The 22,205-nt window shown below is 54.6% G+C and carries 19 protein-coding genes; 17 read left to right on the plus strand and 2 right to left on the minus strand.

The annotated features are described in order from the left end of the window. The first annotated feature begins 189 nt into the window (after positions 1-189). The 15 genes from cymR to VN24_RS18080 all read left to right on the plus strand — a co-directional run bounded on the left by cymR (position 190) and on the right by VN24_RS18080 (position 16,356). The gene (gene cymR / locus VN24_RS18010) at positions 190-609 is read left to right on the plus strand and encodes a cysteine metabolism transcriptional regulator CymR (RefSeq protein ID WP_045671537.1); all 420 of its coding nucleotides are present in this window, start codon (positions 190-192) and stop codon (positions 607-609) included. A 65-nt stretch (positions 610-674) separates the two neighbouring features. After that, positions 675-1,826, plus strand: a complete 1,152-nt coding sequence (locus tag VN24_RS18015; protein WP_045671538.1) for a cysteine desulfurase family protein — start codon at positions 675-677, stop codon at positions 1,824-1,826. Positions 1,827-1,842: 16 nt separating this feature from the next. Next, on the plus strand, positions 1,843-2,373 hold the full coding sequence (locus tag VN24_RS18020) for a PRC-barrel domain-containing protein (RefSeq protein WP_052703027.1): 531 nt from the start codon (positions 1,843-1,845) through the stop codon (positions 2,371-2,373). A gap of 17 nt (positions 2,374-2,390) precedes the next feature. Further along, positions 2,391-2,594, plus strand: coding sequence for a hypothetical protein (locus VN24_RS18025; protein ID WP_045671539.1), 204 nt, complete (start codon positions 2,391-2,393; stop codon positions 2,592-2,594). Between the two features lie 182 nt (positions 2,595-2,776). Further along, on the plus strand, positions 2,777-3,847 hold the full coding sequence (locus VN24_RS18030) for an AI-2E family transporter (protein WP_045671540.1): 1,071 nt from the start codon (positions 2,777-2,779) through the stop codon (positions 3,845-3,847). Positions 3,848-4,347: 500 nt separating this feature from the next. Continuing rightward, entirely contained in the window at positions 4,348-6,984 is a 2,637-nt protein-coding gene (alaS, locus tag VN24_RS18035) for an alanine--tRNA ligase (protein ID WP_045671541.1), read from the plus strand. A gap of 51 nt (positions 6,985-7,035) precedes the next feature. Continuing rightward, on the plus strand, positions 7,036-7,296 hold the full coding sequence (locus tag VN24_RS18040) for an IreB family regulatory phosphoprotein (protein ID WP_045673435.1): 261 nt from the start codon (positions 7,036-7,038) through the stop codon (positions 7,294-7,296). A gap of 21 nt (positions 7,297-7,317) precedes the next feature. Then, positions 7,318-7,734, plus strand: a complete 417-nt coding sequence (gene ruvX, locus VN24_RS18045; RefSeq protein WP_045671542.1) for a Holliday junction resolvase RuvX — start codon at positions 7,318-7,320, stop codon at positions 7,732-7,734. Between the two features lie 8 nt (positions 7,735-7,742). After that, a complete protein-coding gene (locus VN24_RS18050; protein WP_045671543.1) occupies positions 7,743-8,048 on the plus strand; it encodes a DUF1292 domain-containing protein in 306 nt (101 codons plus the stop codon). Next, complete coding sequence (locus VN24_RS18055; RefSeq protein ID WP_238590724.1) at positions 8,048-8,365, plus strand: DUF1292 domain-containing protein; 318 nt, start codon at positions 8,048-8,050, stop codon at positions 8,363-8,365. Before VN24_RS18050 ends, VN24_RS18055 begins: the two co-directional genes overlap by 1 nt. 261 nt (positions 8,366-8,626) lie before the next feature. Then, positions 8,627-9,667 carry an endolytic transglycosylase MltG gene (gene mltG / locus VN24_RS18060; protein WP_420798632.1) on the plus strand — a complete coding sequence of 347 codons (1,041 nt, stop codon included), beginning with the start codon at positions 8,627-8,629 and terminating at the stop codon, positions 9,665-9,667. A gap of 4 nt (positions 9,668-9,671) precedes the next feature. Next, the gene (locus VN24_RS18065) at positions 9,672-10,619 is read left to right on the plus strand and encodes a peptidase U32 family protein (RefSeq protein ID WP_045671544.1); all 948 of its coding nucleotides are present in this window, start codon (positions 9,672-9,674) and stop codon (positions 10,617-10,619) included. A 23-nt stretch (positions 10,620-10,642) separates the two neighbouring features. Further along, a complete protein-coding gene (locus tag VN24_RS18070; protein WP_045671545.1) occupies positions 10,643-11,902 on the plus strand; it encodes a peptidase U32 family protein in 1,260 nt (419 codons plus the stop codon). Between the two features lie 223 nt (positions 11,903-12,125). Continuing rightward, positions 12,126-14,291, plus strand: coding sequence for a methyl-accepting chemotaxis protein (locus VN24_RS18075; RefSeq protein WP_238590725.1), 2,166 nt, complete (start codon positions 12,126-12,128; stop codon positions 14,289-14,291). A 256-nt stretch (positions 14,292-14,547) separates the two neighbouring features. Then, complete coding sequence (locus tag VN24_RS18080) at positions 14,548-16,356, plus strand: peptidoglycan D,D-transpeptidase FtsI family protein (protein ID WP_045671546.1); 1,809 nt, start codon at positions 14,548-14,550, stop codon at positions 16,354-16,356. Here VN24_RS18080 and VN24_RS18085 read toward each other — a convergent pair. After that, on the minus strand, positions 16,353-17,483 hold the full coding sequence (locus tag VN24_RS18085; protein ID WP_045671547.1) for an AI-2E family transporter: 1,131 nt from the start codon (positions 17,481-17,483) through the stop codon (positions 16,353-16,355). The two genes, VN24_RS18080 and VN24_RS18085, sit on opposite strands and share 4 nt — an antisense overlap. Positions 17,484-17,654: 171 nt before the next feature. On the opposite strand from VN24_RS18085, the gene VN24_RS18090 reads away from it, so the two are divergent. Together VN24_RS18090 and VN24_RS18095 are read left to right on the plus strand one after the other, a co-directional pair. After that, positions 17,655-19,073 carry a polysaccharide deacetylase family protein gene (locus VN24_RS18090; protein WP_052703028.1) on the plus strand — a complete coding sequence of 473 codons (1,419 nt, stop codon included), beginning with the start codon at positions 17,655-17,657 and terminating at the stop codon, positions 19,071-19,073. Positions 19,074-19,733: 660 nt separating this feature from the next. Further along, the gene (locus VN24_RS18095) at positions 19,734-20,114 is read left to right on the plus strand and encodes a VOC family protein (RefSeq protein ID WP_045671548.1); all 381 of its coding nucleotides are present in this window, start codon (positions 19,734-19,736) and stop codon (positions 20,112-20,114) included. 107 nt (positions 20,115-20,221) lie between these two features. Here the strand turns inward: VN24_RS18095 and ilvD are convergent, their stop codons facing one another. Further along, entirely contained in the window at positions 20,222-21,907 is a 1,686-nt protein-coding gene (ilvD, locus tag VN24_RS18100) for a dihydroxy-acid dehydratase (RefSeq protein WP_193790077.1), read from the minus strand. Between the last annotated feature and the right edge of the window lie 298 nt (positions 21,908-22,205).

Genomic DNA, 22,205 nt, shown 5'->3' on the forward strand with positions numbered 1-22,205 from the left:
ACCGAGCAATTCTACAGCCGAAGCGCACATTTGTCACGAAAATGTTAACGATTTTTAACACGGCGCGCTTTGAATATGTTAACATATCTGTGATATGGGAATACCATGATTTAACTAGCACAGCGAAAATAAAGGCAGAATACAATACAATTGTATGCGGACCAGAACATTTGGAAAGAGGGGCCCACTATGAAGATATCGACGAAAGGCCGTTACGGTCTCACAATTATGATGGAACTTGCAGCCCGTTTCGGAGAAGGGCCGATCTCACTTAAGAGCATCGCGGAAAAAAATCAGCTGTCGGAACATTACTTGGAACAATTGATCGCTCCGCTGCGCAACGCGGGTCTTGTGAAGAGCATCCGCGGCGCTTACGGCGGTTACATTTTGTCTAAAGAACCGGATACGATTACATCCGGCGATGTGATCCGGATATTGGAAGGGCCGATATCGCCGGTCGATTTCACGGAGGAAGACGACCCGGCCAAGCGCGATTTGTGGCTGCGAATCCGCGACAGCATCGCGGAAGTGCTTGATTCGACGACGCTTTCGGACCTGATTTCGTTCAAGGATGAGAACCATATCGACAGCTACATGTTTTATATTTAATCGTGCGGTGACAGCCGCGCTTAAGCGGCTGGCGGTTCACCTCATTTTAAACGGGCGGGATGAGAATGGAAAGATTTTATTTTGACCATGCGGCGACAACGCCGCTCCATCCGGAAGCAGCAGCGGCGATGCTGGACGTGATGCAGGGGCCTCCCGGCAATGCGTCCAGCATTCACTCGTTTGGGCGCGAAGCGCGGCGGGTCGTCAACGCTGCAAGGGAGCGCATCGCCGGCACGCTGGGCTGCCGGCCGGACGAGGTCATTTTTACCTCGGGCGGCACCGAAAGCAACAACACGGCATTGACCGGCGTTATGGCGGCGCTTCGCCGGTCGGGCAAGAACCATATCGTCACAACGGCCATCGAGCATCACGCCGTTCTGAATGTATGCGAGAAGCTGGAGCGGGAAGGCGTCAAAGTGACATATGTTCCGGTCGATAGCGCGGGACGGGTATCGGCCGATGATATCGCTGGCGCAATCGGTCCGGATACGGGAGTGGTCAGCGTCATGTACGGCAATAACGAAACCGGCACGATCCAGCCGATTGAGGAAATCGGCCTTGCCGCCGAAGCGGCGGGCGTGCTGCTGCACGTCGACGCGGTGCAGGCATACGGCAAGGTGGCGATCGACCTGCAGCAGCTCCCGGTCCACATGCTTACCGTTTCCTCGCATAAAATTAACGGTCCGCAAGGGATCGGCGCGCTTTATGTTAAGAAGGGAACGCCTTATTATCCGCTGCTGTTCGGCGGCTTGCAGGAGCGCAAGCGCCGGGGCGGTACCGAAAATGTGGCCGGCATTGCAGGCTTCGGAAAGGCGGCCGAAATTTGCGCTGCCGAGCTTGAAAGCCGGAAACTTTTGTGGGACAAGCTTCGTCTTTATTGGATAGAGAGGATGCGCCGGGCTGCGGGGGACGATATTTCGATAAACGGGCATGAGCTTTACCGGCTGCCGCATATCGTGAACATCAGTTTTACGGGAATCGATACCGAGAGCATGCTGATGAATTTGGATTTGGCCGGTATCGCCGCTTCCGGCGGTTCCGCATGCACGGCGGGAGCGCTCGAGCCGTCGCACGTGCTGCGCGCGATGGGGGTGCCTGATTCGTTATTGCAATCGGCTGTAAGGTTCAGCTTCGGTTTGGGGAATACTTTGGAAGAACTGGAGCAAGCGGCTGGGAAAGTTGAAACTTTTCTGCGGCGCGTTCGTACTACAAAGTAGGAGGCCTTGGCGTAAAGTGATTAAGCTGCAGCAGATGATTGGCCTGCCTGTAATCGATTCCCGCAAGGGAAAGCGGCTTGGAACGGTAAAAGACGCCTGGTTTGACGAACACTGGCTGCTTCGGGGCATTGTGATGGAAGCTCGGGGCTGGTTTTCGAAATTCGTGCGTGCGGTCCTGTGGGACGATGTGCTGACATGCGGCGAAGACGCCGTATTCATTATCGGTGCAGGAAGTATCCGCAGCATGAGAATGACCGAAATACAGCGCTCTTTTCAGAGCGGATGCATCCGGTTGAAAGATTTGCCGGTCGTAACGATTGAAGGAATTCAACTTGGCCGGGTATCGGATGTTTATTTTGACCCTTACAGGGGTACACAGATAGTAGGTTACGAATTAACGGACGGATTTGTAGCGGATTTGATGGAAGGCCGTAAATGGCTGCGGGCTCCGGAAGATCCGGACGTATTTATGCTAGGCGAAGATGCGATTATCGTGCCGGCCATGAACGAGGCCGACTTGGAGCCCGTCGCAGCTTCCGATCCGTAAGATAGGGAGAATGTATGATGATGAGATGTCCCAACTGCAACTCGAAAGATATCGGCAAGATCGGTTCCCACCAATTTTACTGCTGGGGCTGCTTTATTGAATTGACCGTCAACGGCGAGAAAATGTCCGTTTACCAAGTCGAAGAAGACGGAACGCTCAGCTCGCTCGACGATTTGTTCTTTGAGGAAGACATCGCGCAGCCGGAAATGCACGCGAACTAAAGAAGCATGCAAGAGCCGCTTAGGAGGTATCCGTACCTTTGGAAGCGGCTCTTGTTGTTTTGTCCGTTTCTCGCTCGCCCCTTCAAGGGATGATTCCCCCAGGTTGTACATATACTGTCATTGTACGGGCTGTACAACTTCAACCAACCGGACACGTTTGCCCGGGCCGCGGAGGGAAAGGGATGGAGCGGTTCACGCATAATCGCCTGCTGATGGCGTTTGCATATATCATACTCGGACTATTGTCCCTGTTTCTGCTGCTGCAGATTAAGCCGATGCTGATGCAGGTGTACGACTTTCTTAAAGCGGTGCTTACGCCCTTCATCATCGCCATGATCATTTCCTATGTGCTGCATCCCGTCGTCAGCATGCTGCATGACCGCAAAGTTCCGCGTACGGCAGCGGTGCTGCTTATTTATGCGGTGTTCAGCGCTTCTCTCACCGTGCTGCTCGTCAATATGATTCCGATGCTGGTGGAGCAGCTGCAGGAGCTCAATGCGCATGCGCCGGAGCTGACGATGAGGGCGCAAAACCTGGTGAGCGATTTTAACAATAATTCTTATCTCCCCGACAGTTTCCGCAACGGGCTGAACCACTCGCTGTACGGGATGGAGAAGAGGCTGACGCAGTTTATTACGAACCTGATCAACAATATCGGATCGATGCTGAACGTCGTCTTTGTGGCGTTTATTATTCCGTTTCTCGCTTTTTATATCTTAAAAGATTTTGAAGTTTTCGAACGTACCGTCATTACGTATGTCCCCAAGACGCACCGCAAAAACATCGTGCGCATGTTCAAGGATATCGACGACGCGCTTGGCAGCTACATAAGAGGGCAGTTTCTCGTCTGCGTCATCGTCGGCGTTCTCGCTTACATCGGCTATCTCATCATTGGCATGCCGTATGCGCTGCTGCTGGCCGGGGTTGTAGCGGTGACGAATATCATTCCGTATTTGGGGCCGTTTTTCGGGGCGGCACCGGCGCTGTTGATGGCGTCCACCGTGTCGCTGAAAATGATGCTGCTCGTCGCGCTCGTCAATACGGTGTGCCAGATCCTTGAAGGAAACGTCATTTCTCCGCAGGTGGTGGGAAGGACGCTGCATATGCATCCGCTGTCGATTATTTTCGCTTTGCTCGTCGGGGGCGAGATCGCCGGAATTGTCGGCATGATTCTGGCTGTGCCGGTTTTCGCCGCGTTGAAGGTGATTGCGCAGCATCTGTTTGCGTATTATGTGCGGCGGCGCACGACGTGAACCGCCCCGGATCAATAAGTGCGCCTCACCAATATTGACATTTCATGGACAAAGGTACTATAATAATTATGTATATTTTTTGCCAGAATCTCAAATCGTTGATGAAATAAAGTAAGCCGCAGCCCGGCAAGCAGAGAAGGGGTTTCTTCCGAGTTCCAATCATATGCGCGGAACGCAAGGATGGCTGCAATAACCCCCATGCCGAAGAGCGGTCGAAAGCTGATTTCGGAGTGTGAATGAACTTCACCGGAAGGACCCGTTAACGTCCGCATAAGGCGATTGCGCCACTCTTGGATACCGGCGCAATAACCAGGGTGGTACCGCGATCTTTTCGTCCCTGTCATTACTGACAGGGACTTTTTTAATTCGGTGTGGGGAAAGAGGAGGCGCTGCGCGGTGATGAAAAATGAGCCGCTGTGCGGATTCATTTGATCTTACGATCGCTGTTGTAGCGGATTCTTTTTGAATTTACTTTAATTTAATCTAGGGGGAACCAAACAATGAAAGCAGCAGAAATCCGTTCCAAATGGCTAAAGTTTTTTGAAAGTAAGGGTCATAAGGTCGAACCTAGCGCCTCGCTCGTGCCGCATAACGACCCGTCGCTGCTCTGGATCAATGCCGGGATGGCGCCGCTCAAAGCGTATTTCGACGGCAGGGTGATCCCCGATAACCCTCGGATTACGAACTCGCAGAAATGCATCCGCACCAACGATATTGAAAATGTTGGAAAAACCCGCCGTCACCATACGTTTTTCGAGATGCTGGGCAACTTCTCCATCGGCGATTACTTCAAGGAGGAAGCGATCACGTGGGCGTGGGAGTTTCTGACCGGGAAGGAGTGGATCGGCTTTGATCCCGAGCGCCTGTCCGTAACGGTTCATCCCGAGGATGAAGAGGCGTTTGCCTTCTGGAACAAAAAGATCGGCCTTCCGGCGGAGCGCATCGTGAAGCTGAAGGACAACTTCTGGGACATCGGCGAAGGCCCGTGCGGACCGTGTACCGAAATTTTTTACGACCGCGGCGAAAAGTACGGCAGCGACTTGTCCGATCCTGAAATGTATCCGGGCGGCGAAAACGAACGGTACCTCGAAGTATGGAACCTCGTGTTCTCGCAATACAATCATAACAAGGACGGCAGCTACACGCCGCTGCCGAACAAAAACATCGATACCGGCGCGGGTCTGGAGCGCTTCGCTTCGATTTTGCAGGATGTCGATTCCAACTTCGACACCGATCTGTTCATGCCGATTATCGAAAAAACCTGTTCCATTGCGGGGGTAAAATACCGCGAGAGCGAAGAGCACGATGTCGCCCTCAAAGTGATCGCCGACCATATCCGGACCGTCGTGTTTGCGGCATCCGACGGCGTGCTGCCTTCGAATGAAGGCCGCGGTTACGTTATCCGCCGCCTGCTGCGCCGCGCGGTGCGCTACGGCAAGTCGCTCGGCATCGATAAACCGTTCTTGTACGACTTGACCGGTACGGTCGGCGATGTGATGGGCGTTTATTACCCGTCGGTCGTCGAAAAACGCGAATTTATCGAGCGGATTATCCGCAATGAGGAAGAGCAGTTCCACCGCACGCTCTCCGACGGATTGGGGCTGCTCGCCGATCTCGTTGCGGCGGCGAAGGCATCCGGTGCATCCGAAATTGGCGGCGCGGACGCCTTCAAGCTGTACGATACGTTCGGTTTCCCATTCGATTTGACGGAAGATTATGCGGCCGAGAACGGCATGACGGTCGACCGTGCCGGCTTCGATCAGGCGATGGACGCCCAGCGGGAACGGGCCCGCGCTGCCCGTCATGAATCCGCTGGCATGAGCGTGCAGGGCGGACCGCTTGCGGACTTTACGGTTAAAAGTGAATTCGTTGGCTATAATGATCTCGTAAGCGATGCAAAAGTAACCGGCATTGTGCTGGATGGAGCGCTTGTCGACATTGCGGGCGAAGGCAGCCTCGTGCTGGTCATGCTCGACCGCACGCCGTTCTATGCGGAAAGCGGCGGTCAAATCGGCGACAAAGGGATCATCAGCGGCGACGGCTTCACGCTGACGGTGCAAGACGTGACGAAAGCGCCGCACGGTCAGCCGGTGCATCACGCCGTCGTTACAACCGGCACGCTTCGCGTTCATGAGAAAGCAAAAGCGGAAGTATCCCGTATTGTGCGCGAAGACATCGTCAAAAACCATACGGCGACCCATTTGCTGCACAAGGCGCTCAAAGAAGTGCTGGGCGACCACGTCAATCAGGCTGGATCGCTTGTAGAGCCGGAACGTCTGCGGTTCGACTTCTCGCATTTCGGTTCGATTTCGGCCGAGGAGCTGACGGATATTGAACGCCGCGTCAACGAGCAGATCTGGAAAGGAACGGCCGTCGTTATCGAGAACAAATCGCTTGCCGAAGCGAAGGAGATGGGCGCGATGGCGCTGTTCGGCGAAAAATACGGGGACGTTGTGCGCGTCGTGCAGGTCGGCTCCTACAGCCTGGAGCTGTGCGGCGGCTGCCATGTGAATAACACGGCGCAGATCGGTCTGTTCAAGCTGGCCGGAGAGAGCGGCATCGGCTCGGGCGTACGCCGGATCGAAGCGGTAACCGGGCGGCATGCGTATGCTTATGTGGAGGAGCAGCTGGACGTGCTGAAGCAGGCGGCCGGCCTGCTGAAGAGCAGCGCGGCGGACGTGCCGAAGCGGATCGAAGCGCTGTTCGGACAGGTGAAGGAGCTCGGACGCGAGAACGAGTCGCTGCAAGGCAAGCTGAGCCGCATCGAAGCGGGAGCGCTCGAAGCGAGCGCCAAGACGGTAAGCGGCGTTACGGTACTGGCTGCGCGCGTCAATGCCCCGAATATGGATGCGCTGCGCGGGATCGCGGACGAGCTGAAAGCGAAGCTCGGCTCCGCCGTCATCGTCCTCGGCGCCGCGGCGGACGACAAAGTCAACCTTGTGGCGGCTGTTTCGCCGGATTTGGTGAAGAAAGGCTTCCATGCCGGCAAGCTGATTAAGGAAGCTGCAGCCCGCTGCGGCGGGGGCGGCGGCGGACGTCCGGATATGGCGCAGGCGGGCGGCAAGGACGCTTCCAAGCTGGATGAAGCGCTCGCTCTCGCAGAAGAACTGGTTCTTTCGCAGGCAAGTGTGATATAGTAAAGGTGTATAGCCGAATTTAGGCGGTATTAGGAAAGCGAGGTGCTGACGATGAGTTCTTTGGACAAAACGATGAAATTTGACGTGAAAGCGGAAGGGCAAGAGAAATCCTCCGAGGATATTTTGCTGACGGTGTACGATGCTTTGGTCGAAAAAGAATACAATCCCATTAACCAGATCGTTGGATACCTGCTGTCCGGGGATCCCGCGTATATTCCTAGGCACAACAACGCCAGAAGCTTAATTCGAAAAAAAGAACGCGATGAGTTGATCGAGGAACTGGTCCGCTCCTATTTAAGTCAACACCGCTAATGAAACGGAGTCGGCCTGACGATGAGAACGATGGGTTTGGATTACGGTGACCGCCGGATCGGGGTTGCCGTAAGCGACGCGTTCGGCTGGACGGCCCAAGGGCTCGTCGTGGTCGAACGCCGCGGAGGCGAGTCGGAGATGGATGAACTTGTCCGTCTTTGCGCCGAACACGAAGTAAGTGAAGTCGTTGTCGGATTGCCTAAGAATATGAACGGCTCAATCGGCCCGCGTGGCGAAATTTGCATCGCATTTGCTGAAAGTTTGAAGCAAAAGTTGAATTTACCTGTCCACCTTTGGGATGAAAGGCTGACGACGGTATCCGCCCACAAGACGCTGATCGAAGCGGATGTCAGTCGGAAGAAGCGAAAGCAGGTCGTAGACAAAATGGCGGCAACGCTCATTTTGCAAAATTATCTCGATTCTAAAACGAAAAGGTGAGGGTAACGATGACAAAGGACGACATGCAGTTTGAAGAACCGGAAATTATTTATATTCCCGACGAAGACGGCAACGAGGAAGAATTCGAAGTCATCATGAAGTTCGAGGTTGACGGCTCGGACCAGAAATATATGATGGTCGTTCCGCTGAACGTTGAGGACGAAGACGCCGAAGAGGATGAAGTATACGCGTTCCGATATGAAGAAGAGGGCGACGATCTGAAACTGTATACGATTGAAGACGAAGAAGAATGGAACATGGTGGAAGAAACGTTCAACACGCTTCTGAGCGAGCTGGAAGAAGAAGGGAAGTAGTGAAAGAGGCCATGGAAGATCACGCACATGCGCTAAAGCGTATTTCCGTGCTGAAAGAAGCCTACGGCAATGAAGTGCTGCTGGTGGACGAGAACGGCGCGGAGCAGCCCTTCGCGCTGAAGGCCGAGTTTTCGCTCGGAAGCCGTTGTTATGCCGCCCTTCAATCTCCGTCGATGCGCAAAGAGGATGAAGTGGAAATGTTTCTCATCGTGATGGGGGCGGATGGAACTCCGCAGCTTGAAACGATCGAGGGCGACGAAGAGTGGGAGGCCGCTTCCGAAGCGTACGACGAGCTTCTGTTTGCAGAGAACGTCTAATAGCAAGGCAACGGGGGCGGCTTCCACCGCCCTTTTGTTGCGGGACGGATTTAGTATTCGGGACTAAGATTGGCGGCATTCATGAATCGGATAAGCGGCCCGCGCCGGATGCGCATGCAGACGCTGCGGCCGCTTTTTGCATGGATCGCCGTTACGTTGAAATGGGGGATCGTTTCGTTGGACAGGCTTGAGCATACGATGAACGAACGGCAGGGACGGGAACAAAACGGACCTGCGCGGAGCCGCATTACGTTATGGGTCATTACGGTGCTGATCGGCATCATGCTTGCGACCGCGGGCGGCATCGCACTTTATGTATGGAACGGTCTGCGTCCTGCGCCGGCCGGAGATGTGAAACGGATCGAAGTCGCAAAGGGATCGACTGCTTTTCAAGTTGCCGATTTGCTGGAGAAGCAGGGCATCATTCGCAACTCATTTATTTTTAAATACTACTTGAAGTTTCATAAGGAGGGCGGGGCTTTCCTGGCGGGAACGTATGATCTTGCACCGGGAATGACCCATGATGCGATCATCAGCAAACTGAACAAAGGCGAAACGGTTAAAGCGGAGACGATCCGCTTCACGATCCCGGAAGGATTTACGCTGCTGCAAATCGCCGACAAGCTGTCCTCCGAAGGATTGGTCGACAAAGCGACGTTTATCCAGCTTGCGGACTCGAAGCGGAAATGGCCGGATTCCGAGGCGGCCGGCTTCATTCCGGAGCAGGTCAATTACAAGCATCTTTTGGAAGGCTACTTGTTTCCGGAAACGTACGAGATGAAGGTCGGCAGCACCGAGGAAGAGATTATCGACCGGATGCTCTCGGAACTCGACCGCAAGCTGAACGAGCTGCCGGACGATTGGGAAGAAACGCTCCAGAAACGGCAAATGTCGCTTCACCAGCTGCTCACGGTCGCATCGCTCGTGGAACGCGAAGTCGTCGTCGATCAGGAGCGGCCGATCGTAGCCGGCGTCATCTACAACCGTCTTGCCAAACCGATGCGTCTGCAGATCGACGCGACGGTGCAATATTTGCTCGACAAGCCGAAAGAGCGGCTGTACGAGAAAGACTTGACGGTGGAGGACCCTTATAACACGTACCGTTACGACGGTCTGCCCCCCGGCCCCATCGCCAATCCGAGCCTGAAATCGATCGAAGCGGCGTTGTACCCGGATTCGAATGACTACTATTATTACGTGACGAAAAAAGACGGCACACAGCAGCATCTGTTTGCCAAAACGTTCAGACAGCATGAGCAAAACATCCGCAAAAGCAATGCGGAGGCGAAAGGAGGAGAGTAAGCCAATGGCGGTTAAACCGGAGTTATTGACGACGGCCGGATCTTTGCAAGAGCTGATCCGGTACAAGGAAGCGGGAGCGGACGCGTTCGTGATCGGCGAATCGCGTTACGGTTCCCGGCTGCCGGGTGAGTTCAAGCTGGCCGATATGGCGGAAGCGGTCCGCGCGGCGAAGCAGGGAGAGCGGCCGGCACGTATTTATGCGGCTGTGAACAACTTGATCGATAACGAGACGGCCGATTCGCTCGATCACTATGTGAGCGGACTGGCGGATTGCGGAGTGGACGCCGTCGTGTTCGGCGATCCGTCCGTGCTGATGGCGGTGCGCGCCGCAGCCCCGGGTATGAAGCTGCACTGGAATGCGGAAATGACCTCGACAAGTTATGCGGCGGCCAATTACTGGGGACGCCGCGGCGCGAGCCGCGTCGTGCTGGCGCGCGAGCTGAACATGGAGCAGGTGCACGAGGTGAAGGCGAACACCGAGCTTGAAGTGCAGGTGCAGGTGCACGGCATGACGACCATTTATCATTCCAAACGTTCGCTGGTCGACAGCTATTTGGGACAGCTCCGGGCGGGTGAAGTCAGTCCGGCGGCCCTGGATGCCGGCAAAGAACGCGGATTGTATGTTACCGAAGCCGAGCGGCCGGGAGAGCGGTATCCGATTTACCAGGACCAATTCGGTACCTACATGATGAGCTCCGACGATATATGCATGCTGGAAAATTTGCACGAGCTGATGGAAGCGGGCATCGACAGCCTGCGGATTGAAACGTTGCTGAAACCGGCACACTATAACGAGACGGTTATCCGTTCGTACCGGAAGGCGATTGACGCGTACTTTGCAGATCCGGAAGGATACGAATTCCGCGAGGAGTGGCTCGATGCGATTCGCAGCGTGCAGGATAAAGACAGGGAACTGAGCTTCGGTTTCTTTTATAAAGAGCAGGTTTACTAAGAGAAAATCAGGAGGTGAAGACAATGAGTGCAACGATCACAAAAGGAGGCGCCAAGCTGACCGGCCGCCGGCACCGGCTCGACCGGCCGGAGCTGCTGGCGCCGGCCGGAAGCTTGGAAAAGCTGAAGTTCGCCGTGCATTACGGCGCGGATGCGGTATATATCGGCGGACAAAAGTACGGCCTCCGTTCGAACGCCGACAACTTCAGCTTTGACGAGATGCGTGAAGGTGTCGAGTTCGCGAAGCGCTACGGAGCCAAAGTGTTTGTCGCGACGAACATTTACGCCCACAACGAGGATATTGAAGGTCTGGAAGATTATCTTCGCAATCTTCAGGATGCCGGCATCAGCGCCGTTATCGCCGCCGATCCCGCCATTATCGAGACGGTGCAGCGCGTCGCTCCGAAGCTTGAGGTGCATTTGAGCACGCAGCAATCGGTGCTTAACTGGAGAACGGTTCAGTTCTGGAAAGAGGAAGGGCTGCCGCGCGTCGTATTGGCGCGCGAGACGAGCTTGGAAGAGATTGCGGAGATCAAATCCAAGGTCGATATCGAAATTGAGGCATTCATTCACGGGGCGATGTGTTCGTCCTTCTCGGGGCGCTGCGTGCTGTCGAACCATTTCACGGACCGGGATTCCAACCGCGGCGGCTGCTGCCAGTCATGCCGCTGGAAATACGATCTGTTCGTGGATGAGGAGATGATTGCCTCAGAAGAAGACAACGCCTTTACGATGAGCTCCAAAGACCTGTGCATGATCGAACATCTGCCGGAGCTGATCGAGGTCGGGGTGGACAGCTTCAAAATCGAAGGACGGATGAAAAGCGTCCATTACGTGGCGACGGTCGTGAACGCCTACCGTCAGGCGATCGATGCGTATTTTGCCGATCCGCAAGGCTATGAACTGAAGCCGCAGTGGGTGGAAGAAATTCATAAAGCGGCGAACCGTCCGCTGAATACCGGATTTTTCTTCGATACGCCGGGTACGGAGGATCATATTTACGAGCCGGAGGATAAGCAGGCTCCTTACGATTTCGCCGGCGTGGTGCAATCTTATGATGCGGATAGCGGTATCGCCATCATTCAGCAGCGGAATAACTTCAAGCCGGGGCAAGAAGTGGAGTTTTTCGGCCCGGGCGGAACGTTCTTCAAGCAGGTGATTACAGAAATCCAAGATGAAGAAGGCAATGTTCTGGATGCGGCCCGGCACCCGCTGCAGCGGGTGCTCGTCCGCACCGAGCAGCCGGTCAAGCCGATGGACATGATGCGCAAACGGATTCGCTAACACACGAAGTTGTTTTTCGTTTATGAGGTCAGCCAGAATTTCTGGCTGGCCATTTTTGCGTGAGAGCGGCGATCGTAAGCCCAAACCAGCCTCGCAGCGACTCCTTTTTCACGGCTCTTCTAGGTCTTTAGTTATATTTTTTTCGCTTCGCCTTCTAATATTTCCGCCTGTCTGTTCCGATAAATTAAAATAGCAATCATTATGACAGGACGGTGAACGTACTATGAAAATGTCCAAGCAATATAAGACAGCTGAGCCGAAGCAGCAAACCGGACAGCCGAACGTTGCATCCGAAGCGCCATCCGAACGCAAATCGCAGTTTCTCGGCGCTGCCTCCAAAATTAAACTGAGGAATCCGTTTAAATCGGTCGGTTCCAAATTGTTTATCATTATTTTTTCCAGCATTTTATTTTGTGTTCTCGCTGTCGGCGTATCGTCGTACAACCTCTCCAGACAAATTATTTCCAATAAAGTGTCCGACAGCAGTCTCGGTACGATTGAACAAATGAGCAAAAGCGTCAATTTGGTGATGAACAATATTGAAACCCGCTCCATGCAGTTTATTACGGATCCGCAATATAAGAGCGCAGTGGCCAATTTCGCTCTTTCTTCCGGCCAGTCCGAATCGGACCGGTATTTGGCTTCCATCAATTTGACAAACCTTTTGCAATCGATCCAGCTGAGCGACGGCAAACTGCAAAACATTTATCTGCTTCCGGTTGATAATAAAGGCGACGATTTTTTGGTCGGAACGAATCAGCTGGACATGAAGGCAGTCCGCCAAACGCAGTGGTATAAGGAGGCGATGGAAGGTGCCGGAGCTCCCGTATGGACATCGACGCAGATTAACGGCTTCGACGGCAAAGGCTTTACACCGACGCTCGGGTTAGCCCGGGCGCTTCGAAATTTCAATACGGGCACTCCGGTTTTTGTGCTGCTGATTGAAGTGAAAACGGAAACGCTGAAAGCACAGTTCGACGGCGTAAATTTGGGAGCGGGCAGCAAAATTCAACTGCTGGACGGTGCCAACAATATTTTGATCGACAGCGCGGACGAAAAAATGGTCGGAAAACCGGCTTTTGAAGTGCTGGGAGCCCAGAACAGCAAAGAAGCTTCGGGCAAAATCAATACCGATACGCCCGATGGTGAAGAACTAATCGTGTACAACACGCTCGATTCGTCCGATTGGAGGCTTGCCGGATTAATTCCGGTCGATCAGCTCGTTAAAGACGCAGGAAAAATATTTTGGATGACGCTCGTGATGGCGGGAGTTGCAGCGCTGTTGGCGCTGCTCATCGGTTTTATGGTGATCCGGAATATTGCCAAGCCGCTTAACAAGCTCAGTCAATTAATGAACGAAGGCAAAGAAGGCAATTTGTCCGTCCGGGCTTCCGTGAAATCAAAAGATGAAATCGGCCAGCTGGCTGCCAGCTTCAATGAGATGATGGTGCAAATTACGGCACTCGTCGATCAGACGCGGGAGTCCGCGTCCCAGGTGCTGCTTACCGCCGGCGAATTGTCGGACGTATCGAAACAAACGGCGATTTCGGCCAGGGAAATTGCGGTTGCGACCGAAGAGATTGCAACGGGAGCGACCAGTCTCGCCGTCGAAGCCGAACGGGGCAGCGATTTGACGGGCGGAATCGAATCGAGAATGAAGCAGGTTATTACGGCCAACGACGAAATGGGCGTATCCGCCCACGAAGTGGAACGCGCATCACAGCAGGGCACCACTTATATGAACGGCTTGATCGAAAAGACGGGATTGACGGAGCAAATGACGCGCAGCATGGTGGAGAAGGTGGACCACCTGAAGGAAAGCACGGGCTCAATCCGCAAAATTTTGGATGTGCTCAACAATTTGACGAAGCAAACGAATATTTTATCGTTGAATGCGACGATCGAGGCGGCGCGCGCGGGTGCGGCCGGCAAAGGGTTTATGGTCGTTGCGGATGAAATCCGCCAGCTGGCCGACCAGTCGCGGCAGTCAATCAATGTGGTGGCCGAAATAACGGAGAAAATACAGAGAGAAATCGACGAGACGGTAGGCGTACTATCGGAAGCTTACCCGCTCTTCCAGCAGCAGATCGGAGCGGTTAAGGAAGCGAACCAAATCTTCTTATCGGTACAGTCTCAAATGACGAGCTTTGTAGAGCGTCTGGAATCCGTTACGGAATCGATCGGCGGGCTGGACGAATCGCAGTCCCGGCTCACGATTGCAATGAGCAACGTCAGCGCTGTTGCCCAGCAGTCGTCGGCGACGTCGGAACAAGTGGCTTCGCTCAGCACGGAGCAGCTCGGCATCAGCGATGGACTCGTAAAATTGTCCGATAAGCTGGAGATGTTGTCCAAAGGATTGCAAGGATCCTTATTGCGGTTTAAAGTATAACGACAGCAAAAATCAACAGCCGCAGGGAAGCCGCCGAAGCTTCCCTGCGGCTGTTTTGCGTCGGTCTCAGCGCTTTGGGACGACGTTTGACTGGCCCGACTTTTTTTATTGCCAGCGTGCATGAACCGGCGCGTCTTTGGGCCAGACTTGTGTGGTAAGCAACTAGAGAGCCGTGCGATCCGGTAACGCGAGGAAAATCGTCCTTAACGTTAACGGACGGGAAAGTGGAGGGCGCGGCGTTAACGGGGGAATACTTATGCGGCAGCGCATCGTACTCGTAAGCGGAATGATAGCACTATTCATGCTCGTCTTTATATGCCGGCTTGCCTGGCTGCAGCTCGCCCCGCAGCCGGCAAATGGACAAGCCGCGCGCGGGCGAAGCGGACTTGCCGTTTCACAGCGGGAGCGCACGCTGCTTCTGGACAGCGGCCGGGGCGATTTGTACGACCGCAGCGGGATCGCGCTGACAGGGCAGTCGTACGAGGCGCTGGCGCTGTTTCCGGTTAACCGGAAGCAGCGCGGCAGCGCTTCGCAGATCGGCAAGCTTGCCGCAGTATTGGGCGTTGGCAAAGGCGATTTGGCGGCCGAGCTGGAGCGGCTGCGGGAGCCGCAATTTTGGAAGGCGAAGGGATCGAAGGTACCGATGCCCTTGACTAACGAGCAGGTAAAGCGATTGAAGCGTTTACGCCTGAACGGTATCGTCGTCCTTCCTTACCGGAACCGTTACCCGGAGAACGAAGCCGGCATTCACGCGCTTGGATATGTAAGCGAAAATCCGGAACGTCTGAAACAGCTGTACACGAAGAAGCTCGGGAAAGGGGAAGCGCATATCGACGATCTTATCGGAGGGGCGGGACTCGAATGGTCGCTGGAAAAGCTGCTGCGCGGCAGCGGTTCGGCTGCCGTTTCCTTTTTTACAGACGGTGCGGACAATCCGCTGCGCGGGCTCGATATGCGGCTGACGCAGCCGGACAACCCTTACTACCCGCTCAAGGTGACAACGACGCTCGATCTGCCGCTGCAGCGGGAGCTGGAACGTTACTTGAAGCGGCAGGGACTTACGCAAGGGGCGGTTGTCGTGCTGGATGCGCGCAGCGCCGACATCGTATCGATGATCTCGCTGCCTGAGCTGGACCCGCTGAAGATCGGCCGGCCCGGAACGGACGCGTCCAATCATGCCGTCAAGGCCTATCCGCCCGGCTCCGTATTCAAGCTGGTAACGGAAGCGGCCGCGCTGGAAGCGGGGGTGACCGATGAGCGGGAAGCGTTTCACTGCAGCGGCGAATACGGTCGTTACGGGCTTTCGGATGCGAAGCGGGGCGGGCACGGGACGTTGACGCTGCGGGAAGGATTGGCGCAATCGTGCAATATCGTGTTCGCTACGATAGCGGAGCGGCTGCAGGAAAAGCAGCTGCTGAAGGCGGCGGATCAGCTCGGCATCGGCCGCCGTATCGGATGGAGTCTGGCTGGAAAACGCGATCATGAAGACACGCTGCGGGGACCTCTTCGTCTGTTGTGGGAGGAAGAAGCGGGAGAAGTGTTTGCGGGCGGCGGACTGCCTGCCGATCATGACGGGGGCAGGCTTGCGCAAAGCGGCATCGGCCAGCGGGACGTGAAGATGACGCCGCTGCAGGCGGCGAATCTGGTCGTAACGCTGCTGCACCGCGGGCATGTCCTTCAGCCGCGTCTTGTTAAGGAAATCCGCTATGCCAACGGTCAGCGGATGGCAGCCCTCTCCGCGCATGAAGCGCCTTCGCGCTACGGCCGGATTTCGCCGGCTACGGCAAAGGCGCTGCTGCGCGGCATGGAGGCCGTCGTCGACCATGGGACAGGCCGGTCGATACGCGCCGGAGTCTGGAAGCTGGCCGGCAAATCCGGCACGGCCCAGATCGGTAGGGCGGAGGCGGCAGACGCCCGGAACCATCAATGGTTTGTCGGCTACGGGCCGGTGAGCGCCCCGCGTTATGCCGTGGCGGTGCTGGCGGAGAACCGGCCGGCCGGCAGCGCCAACCTGGCGGCGAAGCTGTTCCGCGGCGTGATGGATATTTTGTCCGCCGGCAGCTAGCCGCCGTTTTGCTCCTGCGTCGGCTTAACGGTTGCGGGGGCGGCGTCGTATTCTCCTTTGGGAGCGGATATCCACCGTTTCAGGTAGCCTTGATCGTATAGTGCTTTGATCAGAATCATCAGCACCGGAGACAAAATGACGCCGGACACGCCGAACAAGGACAGCGAGACGACCATGAACGACAGCATCGTGAATGCCGATACGCCGAGCGTATCTCCTGTAATTTTCGGTTCCAAAATTTGCCGGGTAAGCACAACGACAACGAACAGCGCCGTCAGCCAAATGCCGAGCGATACGTGGCCCACAATAAAAAGATAGACGATCCACGGAATGAACACCGTGCCGACCCCAAGCAGCGGCAGCACATCGAACACGGCCGACAATACGGCAACCGTGAGCGCGTTGTCCACGCCGAGCAGCAGCAGCGAGACGAATATAATGACAAACGTCAGCGTAATCAGCTTCAGCTGCGCTTTCAAGTAGGCGCTGATCCCGGAAAAAACATTTTTACGCAGGAAAGTGAACGCCTTTTTGAACGTCCGGGGCGTTTTTTCTCGTGCCAGCTTCTTCCAGTCCCCGATTTCGATACTGAGGAAATAGGCCAGTATGATCCCGACCGCGAAATTAAAGATGAAAGCGGAGAACGAAGACAGGTAACCGGCCAGCCGGAACAGAAAGCCTTTCGCTACTTTTTGTCCCCAGTCGGTGACGGAGCCGATATAGTCGTTCAGTTTATCCAGCATGCCGGGCGGCAGAGCATGAATTTTCGATTGTAGGAAGGCGGAGCCTTCGGCGATTTGCACATTCAGCAATTGTCGGTATTCCGGCAGCCTGTCGGCCAGGCCGGTCGCTTCCCGCACAACGATATACCCCGCCCCAAAAAACAAGCCGAGAATGACGGTCGAGAACAGCAGAATCGATAACGCCGAAGCGATCAACTTCTTCAGCCCGAGGCGGTTCAAGCGGCGTGCGAGCGGCTCGATCATCATAAAGATGACAAAAGAGAAAAAGATCGGTGTCGCGATCCGGTACAGAAAGCTGAATACGAGCATGATCAAGTATACCGTCAGGGCGATGAGCGCAATATCGAAAGCGGTCCGCCAATATTTTTGATAAAAGCTTAGCATAAACGGGCTCCTTTTCTTCGTCAAAGTAACATATTTCTTCCCTATTATACGATAGAATGAAATAGCTGCCTATTTTGAAGCGCAGTCCAGTATGCTACAATAGGAAAAGACTTCGCAGTCGCCCGTTCCGGCGGGACGGGCAACAGATGCAGATATGGTGGGGAAAAGATCATGGAGAATTTGCTGCTGTGGGGATTCTACTTGCTGACGTTTTATGCTTTTCTCCCGGGATTGGTAAGCCGGACTTTCGGATTCAAGGTGTTTAAGAAAGGACGCACGGAGCGGGAAATCGCGCTCACGTTTGACGATGGGCCAGACCCCGTCTATACGCCGCAGCTGCTTGACCTTCTTGCGCGCTATGACGCGAAAGCGACTTTTTTTGTCGTCGGCGCTCACGCCGAGCTTCAACCCGAGCTTCTGCGACGGATGCGGGACGAAGGACACGTCATTGGGATTCACAACTATGTGCACAAGTCCAATTGGCTCATGCGTCCATCGACCGTGAAGAAACAAATCAGGCGCACATGTGACATTATCCGGGAAGCGACCGGCGAACGCGCCTCGTATTACCGGCCTCCATGGGGAATTGTCAATTTGTTTGACTTCTCCAATCTCGGGTATTTAAAAATCATTTTATGGTCCTCGTTGTTCGGAGACTGGCGGATCCGGCTGGGCGCCGATCGACTCGGCAAGAGGATCATGAAGAAACTGAACCCCGGTGAAGTGCTGCTGCTTCACGATTGCGGCCAGACCTGGGGAGCGGACCCGGATGCCCCGGCCAACATGCTGAAGGCGCTGGAAGCCTGCCTGATCGAAGGCCTCCGCCGCGGGTACCGGTTCGTGCACATCGAGGAGATGATTGCATTGACCGAACGGAACAAGCCTCTTCATACGGGACTCGGCAAACGGCTTCTGGTCGGGTTATGGATGCTATGGGAAAGCGCGTTTCACGTTCTTTTCCGGCTCAAGCCGGTCTCCGGCGGGGCCGATGAGCCGGCCTTCCATTACAGGATGACGACATATGGCGGACCGCCGGTTAAGCTGGAGGACGGCGTTACCCTTTCGAAAGGCGATCCGATCGCCGAGCTGCACTTCGATAACCGGATGCTGCAAAATGTCGCCCGTCATTCCTCATCTCCGCTTGGAGTCGCCATACACTTGCTCCGGGTTATGGAGAAAGCGCTCCCTCTGCTGGCGTCCAGTTTGCTGGCGGACCCGAAAGCGGAAAACATAAGGGCGGTCTACGGTATTACGATGATTCACCGCGGCGCCAGCCGGCTTGGGTTTGACGTCGTGGAGCTGCCCGAAAACTGGTTCGCCCGGATATCGCGCATCTATTTGCGGCTGTTATTCCGGATTTTGACGAGCAACCGCGCACCCCGGAAGAAAAGGAGTGCAGGCGCTGGCGGCACCAAGAATTCCATGTCGCCGCGTATGCTGCTGATGTCCAGAGAACGCATCCTTCGCTTTGCCTCGCCCCTCGACTTCACGGATGAGGAATGCCGCCGCTCCGTCCAAACGCAGGAGCTTCCTGCAGGGGGAACGGTCGCGGAGAGCGCGTCAGTAAGCAGTACGTCAACCGTTCATTAAAAGTTTCATTTTTATACGGACTCATATCGCCCATTCGAAACGCGGTTTCGAATGGGTTTTTTAACAATATTGACTTCCATGCCGCCTTCGCGGCACCACTGATAAATGAGGGGTGGAGCGTTCTTCCACCTTGTTTTTGTTTAGTTATGGCTGCAGGGTTTGGGAGAATCTTGAGGAAGGGGGAGTCTTCGAGCAGTGAACGGCAGCGAACGCCTTATGAAACTGGCCTAAAGAATCGTAAAACCGTTATTTCAGGAATCAAATAATGAATCTACGGTTCGTTAGAGCTTGGAACAGGTTCATTATGTACAAATAACGATGACTCGGTTCGTAAGCCATATCATCAGCATTCATAAATCGCTTGCCAAGGAATCCATCGTTTCGGTCGATCAGCCTTAGCAATATCTGTCTTTGTACTAGGATCGGCAAGTTCAAATGCTATAATTAAGGAGGTAATGGAGTCAAGTTATAAAGGAGGTTAAGTACCAGAAGCCTATTTCTGATCTCTACTTATAACAGCATAGAGCTTGACCGGCCAAAACCAGCTCGACAAAATATTTGCCGAGAACGTCTTCTCCGATGAATGCTGCATTCGAGTTATAAATCATTAAGGGTCGCATCGAGTTTGATAATTACTAATACAAGGGAGCGGGAAAATCCATGATAAGTCAAGTTGGTCAAATTATGTTGTATGTAAATAACCAAGATGAGGCGCGAGATTTTTGGACCGAAAAAGTAGGATTTAGTGTCATTTCGGAAGAAAATAACGGTCAAGGAATGAGATGGATTGAAATTGCTCCGACTAAGGGTGCAGAAACAAGCATCGTTCTCCATAATAAGGAATTCGTTGCAAAAATGTCACCCGGATTAAACCTCGGTACGCCTTCCTTAATGTTTTTTTCGGAAAATCTCGATCAATTACATGGCGACTTATCGAATAAAAATGTCAAAGTCGGAGAAATTGTAAACATGCCTTCCGGAAGAGTATTTAACTTTGCCGATCATGAAGAAAATTACTTTGCTGTAATGGAGAAAAAGTAAACGCTTTCTATTCAGGGGCAGAAGCCGTCCGACGTATACAAAAAGAACCGGCTGCGCTTGTATAAGGCAGCCGGTTGTCATGATAAACGTATTATTTCATCCCGATCTTAAAACTTCATCACGCCGCCCGTGCTGGCCGATGTGACAAGGTGGGAATAGCGGGCAAGGTAGCCTTTTTTCACTTTCGGTTCAAAGCCTGTCCAAGCTTCGCGCCGCTTCGCCATTTCTTCGTCGCTGATTTCGAGCGTGATCGTGCGGTTGTTCATATCCAGCTCGATCATGTCGCCGTCATGGACGAAAGCGATCGGACCGCCTTCGGCCGCTTCCGGAGAAATGTGGCCGATGCTGATGCCGCGCGATGCGCCGGAGAAGCGTCCGTCGGTGATCAGGCCGACTTTGGCGCCCAGGCCCATGCCGACGATTTGCGATGTCGGAGCGAGCATTTCCGGCATGCCGGGTCCGCCTTTAGGGCCTTCGTAGCGGATAACGACGACGTGGCCTTCTTTAACTTTGCCTTGAGAAAGCCCTTCAAGCACTTCATCCTGCGAGTTAAAGCAGATCGCCGGACCGCGGTGGTAGCCGCCTACGGATTTGTCGACCGCGCCTACCTTGATGATCGCGCCGTTCGGGGCCAGGTTGCCGAACAGAACAGCCAGGCCGCCGCGCTCGCTGTGCGGATCGTCGATCGGACGGACGACGTGGCGGTCGCTCGCTTCAACGCCTTCGACGTTTTCACGGATCGTCTTGCCCGTTACGGTGATACATTCGGTGTGCAGCGCGCCTTCTTTTTTCAGCAGCTCGTTAAGAACTGCGCTAACGCCGCCGGCACGGTAAACGTCCTCCATATGAATGTCGGAGGCCGGAGCCAGCTTGGACAGATGCGGCACGCGGTTGGCTACTTCGTTGATGCGGGCGATCGGATATTCGATGCCGGCTTCGTGAGCGAGCGCAAGCGTGTGCAGCACGGTATTCGTCGAGCCGCCCATCGCCATATCGAGCGCAAACGCGTTGTCGATCGCTTCCGGCGTAACGATGTCGCGCGGACGCAGATCCATCTCGATCAGCTTCATCAGCTGGCGTGCGGATTCCTTGACGAATTCTTTCCGTTTCTCGTCGACGGCCAGGATGGTGCCGTTGCCCGGAAGCGCAAGGCCGAGCGCTTCGGCGAGACAGTTCATCGAGTTGGCGGTGAACATGCCGGAGCAGGAGCCGCAGGTCGGACAGCCGAACTGCTCGAGCTCTTTTAGGCCGATATCGTCGATTTTGCCGGCCATGTATTGGCCGACGCCTTCGAATACGGACGTCAGCGAGATCGCCCGTCCGTCGCTCGTGCGGCCGGCTTTCATCGGTCCGCCGCTGACGACGACGGTCGGGATGTTGACGCGCAGCGCACCCATCATCATGCCCGGCGTAATTTTGTCGCAGTTCGGAATACAGACTATACCGTCGAACCAGTGCGCATTAACGACCGTCTCTACGGAGTCGGCAATGATTTCGCGGCTGGCCAGCGAGTAGCGCATGCCGATGTGTCCCATCGCAATCCCGTCATCGACGCCGATTGTATTGAACTCAAACGGAACGCCGCCTGCCTCGCGGATCGCTTCCTTTACAATTTTACCGAATTCCTGAAGATGCACGTGACCCGGTACAATATCAATATACGAATTGCAAACCGCGATGAACGGCTTGTCAAAATCTTCTTCCTTAACGCCGGCGGCGCGCAGCAAACTGCGGTGAGGCGCACGGTCGAAGCCCTTCTTAATCATGTCTGAACGCATTTTTTTTGCCGACATGTGAGTCCCTCCCTATAAGATGTCCATTATGTGAGTGTAACACATGATGAAACCTTTGACCAGCATCGGGCATGTCCGTAGAAAGCGGTAAAACCGCGCTATAGCGGCAAAATTTTATAAAAAGGGCAAGAAACGCCGATACTTGTTATTTGCGGGCTTTTTCCGGCCATGTTCGTAAGCAAGAAGCTTCAATGGTGTCACGCGGACAGGGCCGGGATACTCGGCCGGGCGTCCATGTCAAGATTGCCTGCCCGATGCACAGTTGGATCGGCGACTTTTGTAGCGTGTAACCAAAACT

Origin of the sequence: Paenibacillus beijingensis, assembly GCF_000961095.1 — a bacterium.
Lineage (GTDB): Bacteria > Bacillota > Bacilli > Paenibacillales > Paenibacillaceae > Paenibacillus_O > Paenibacillus_O beijingensis.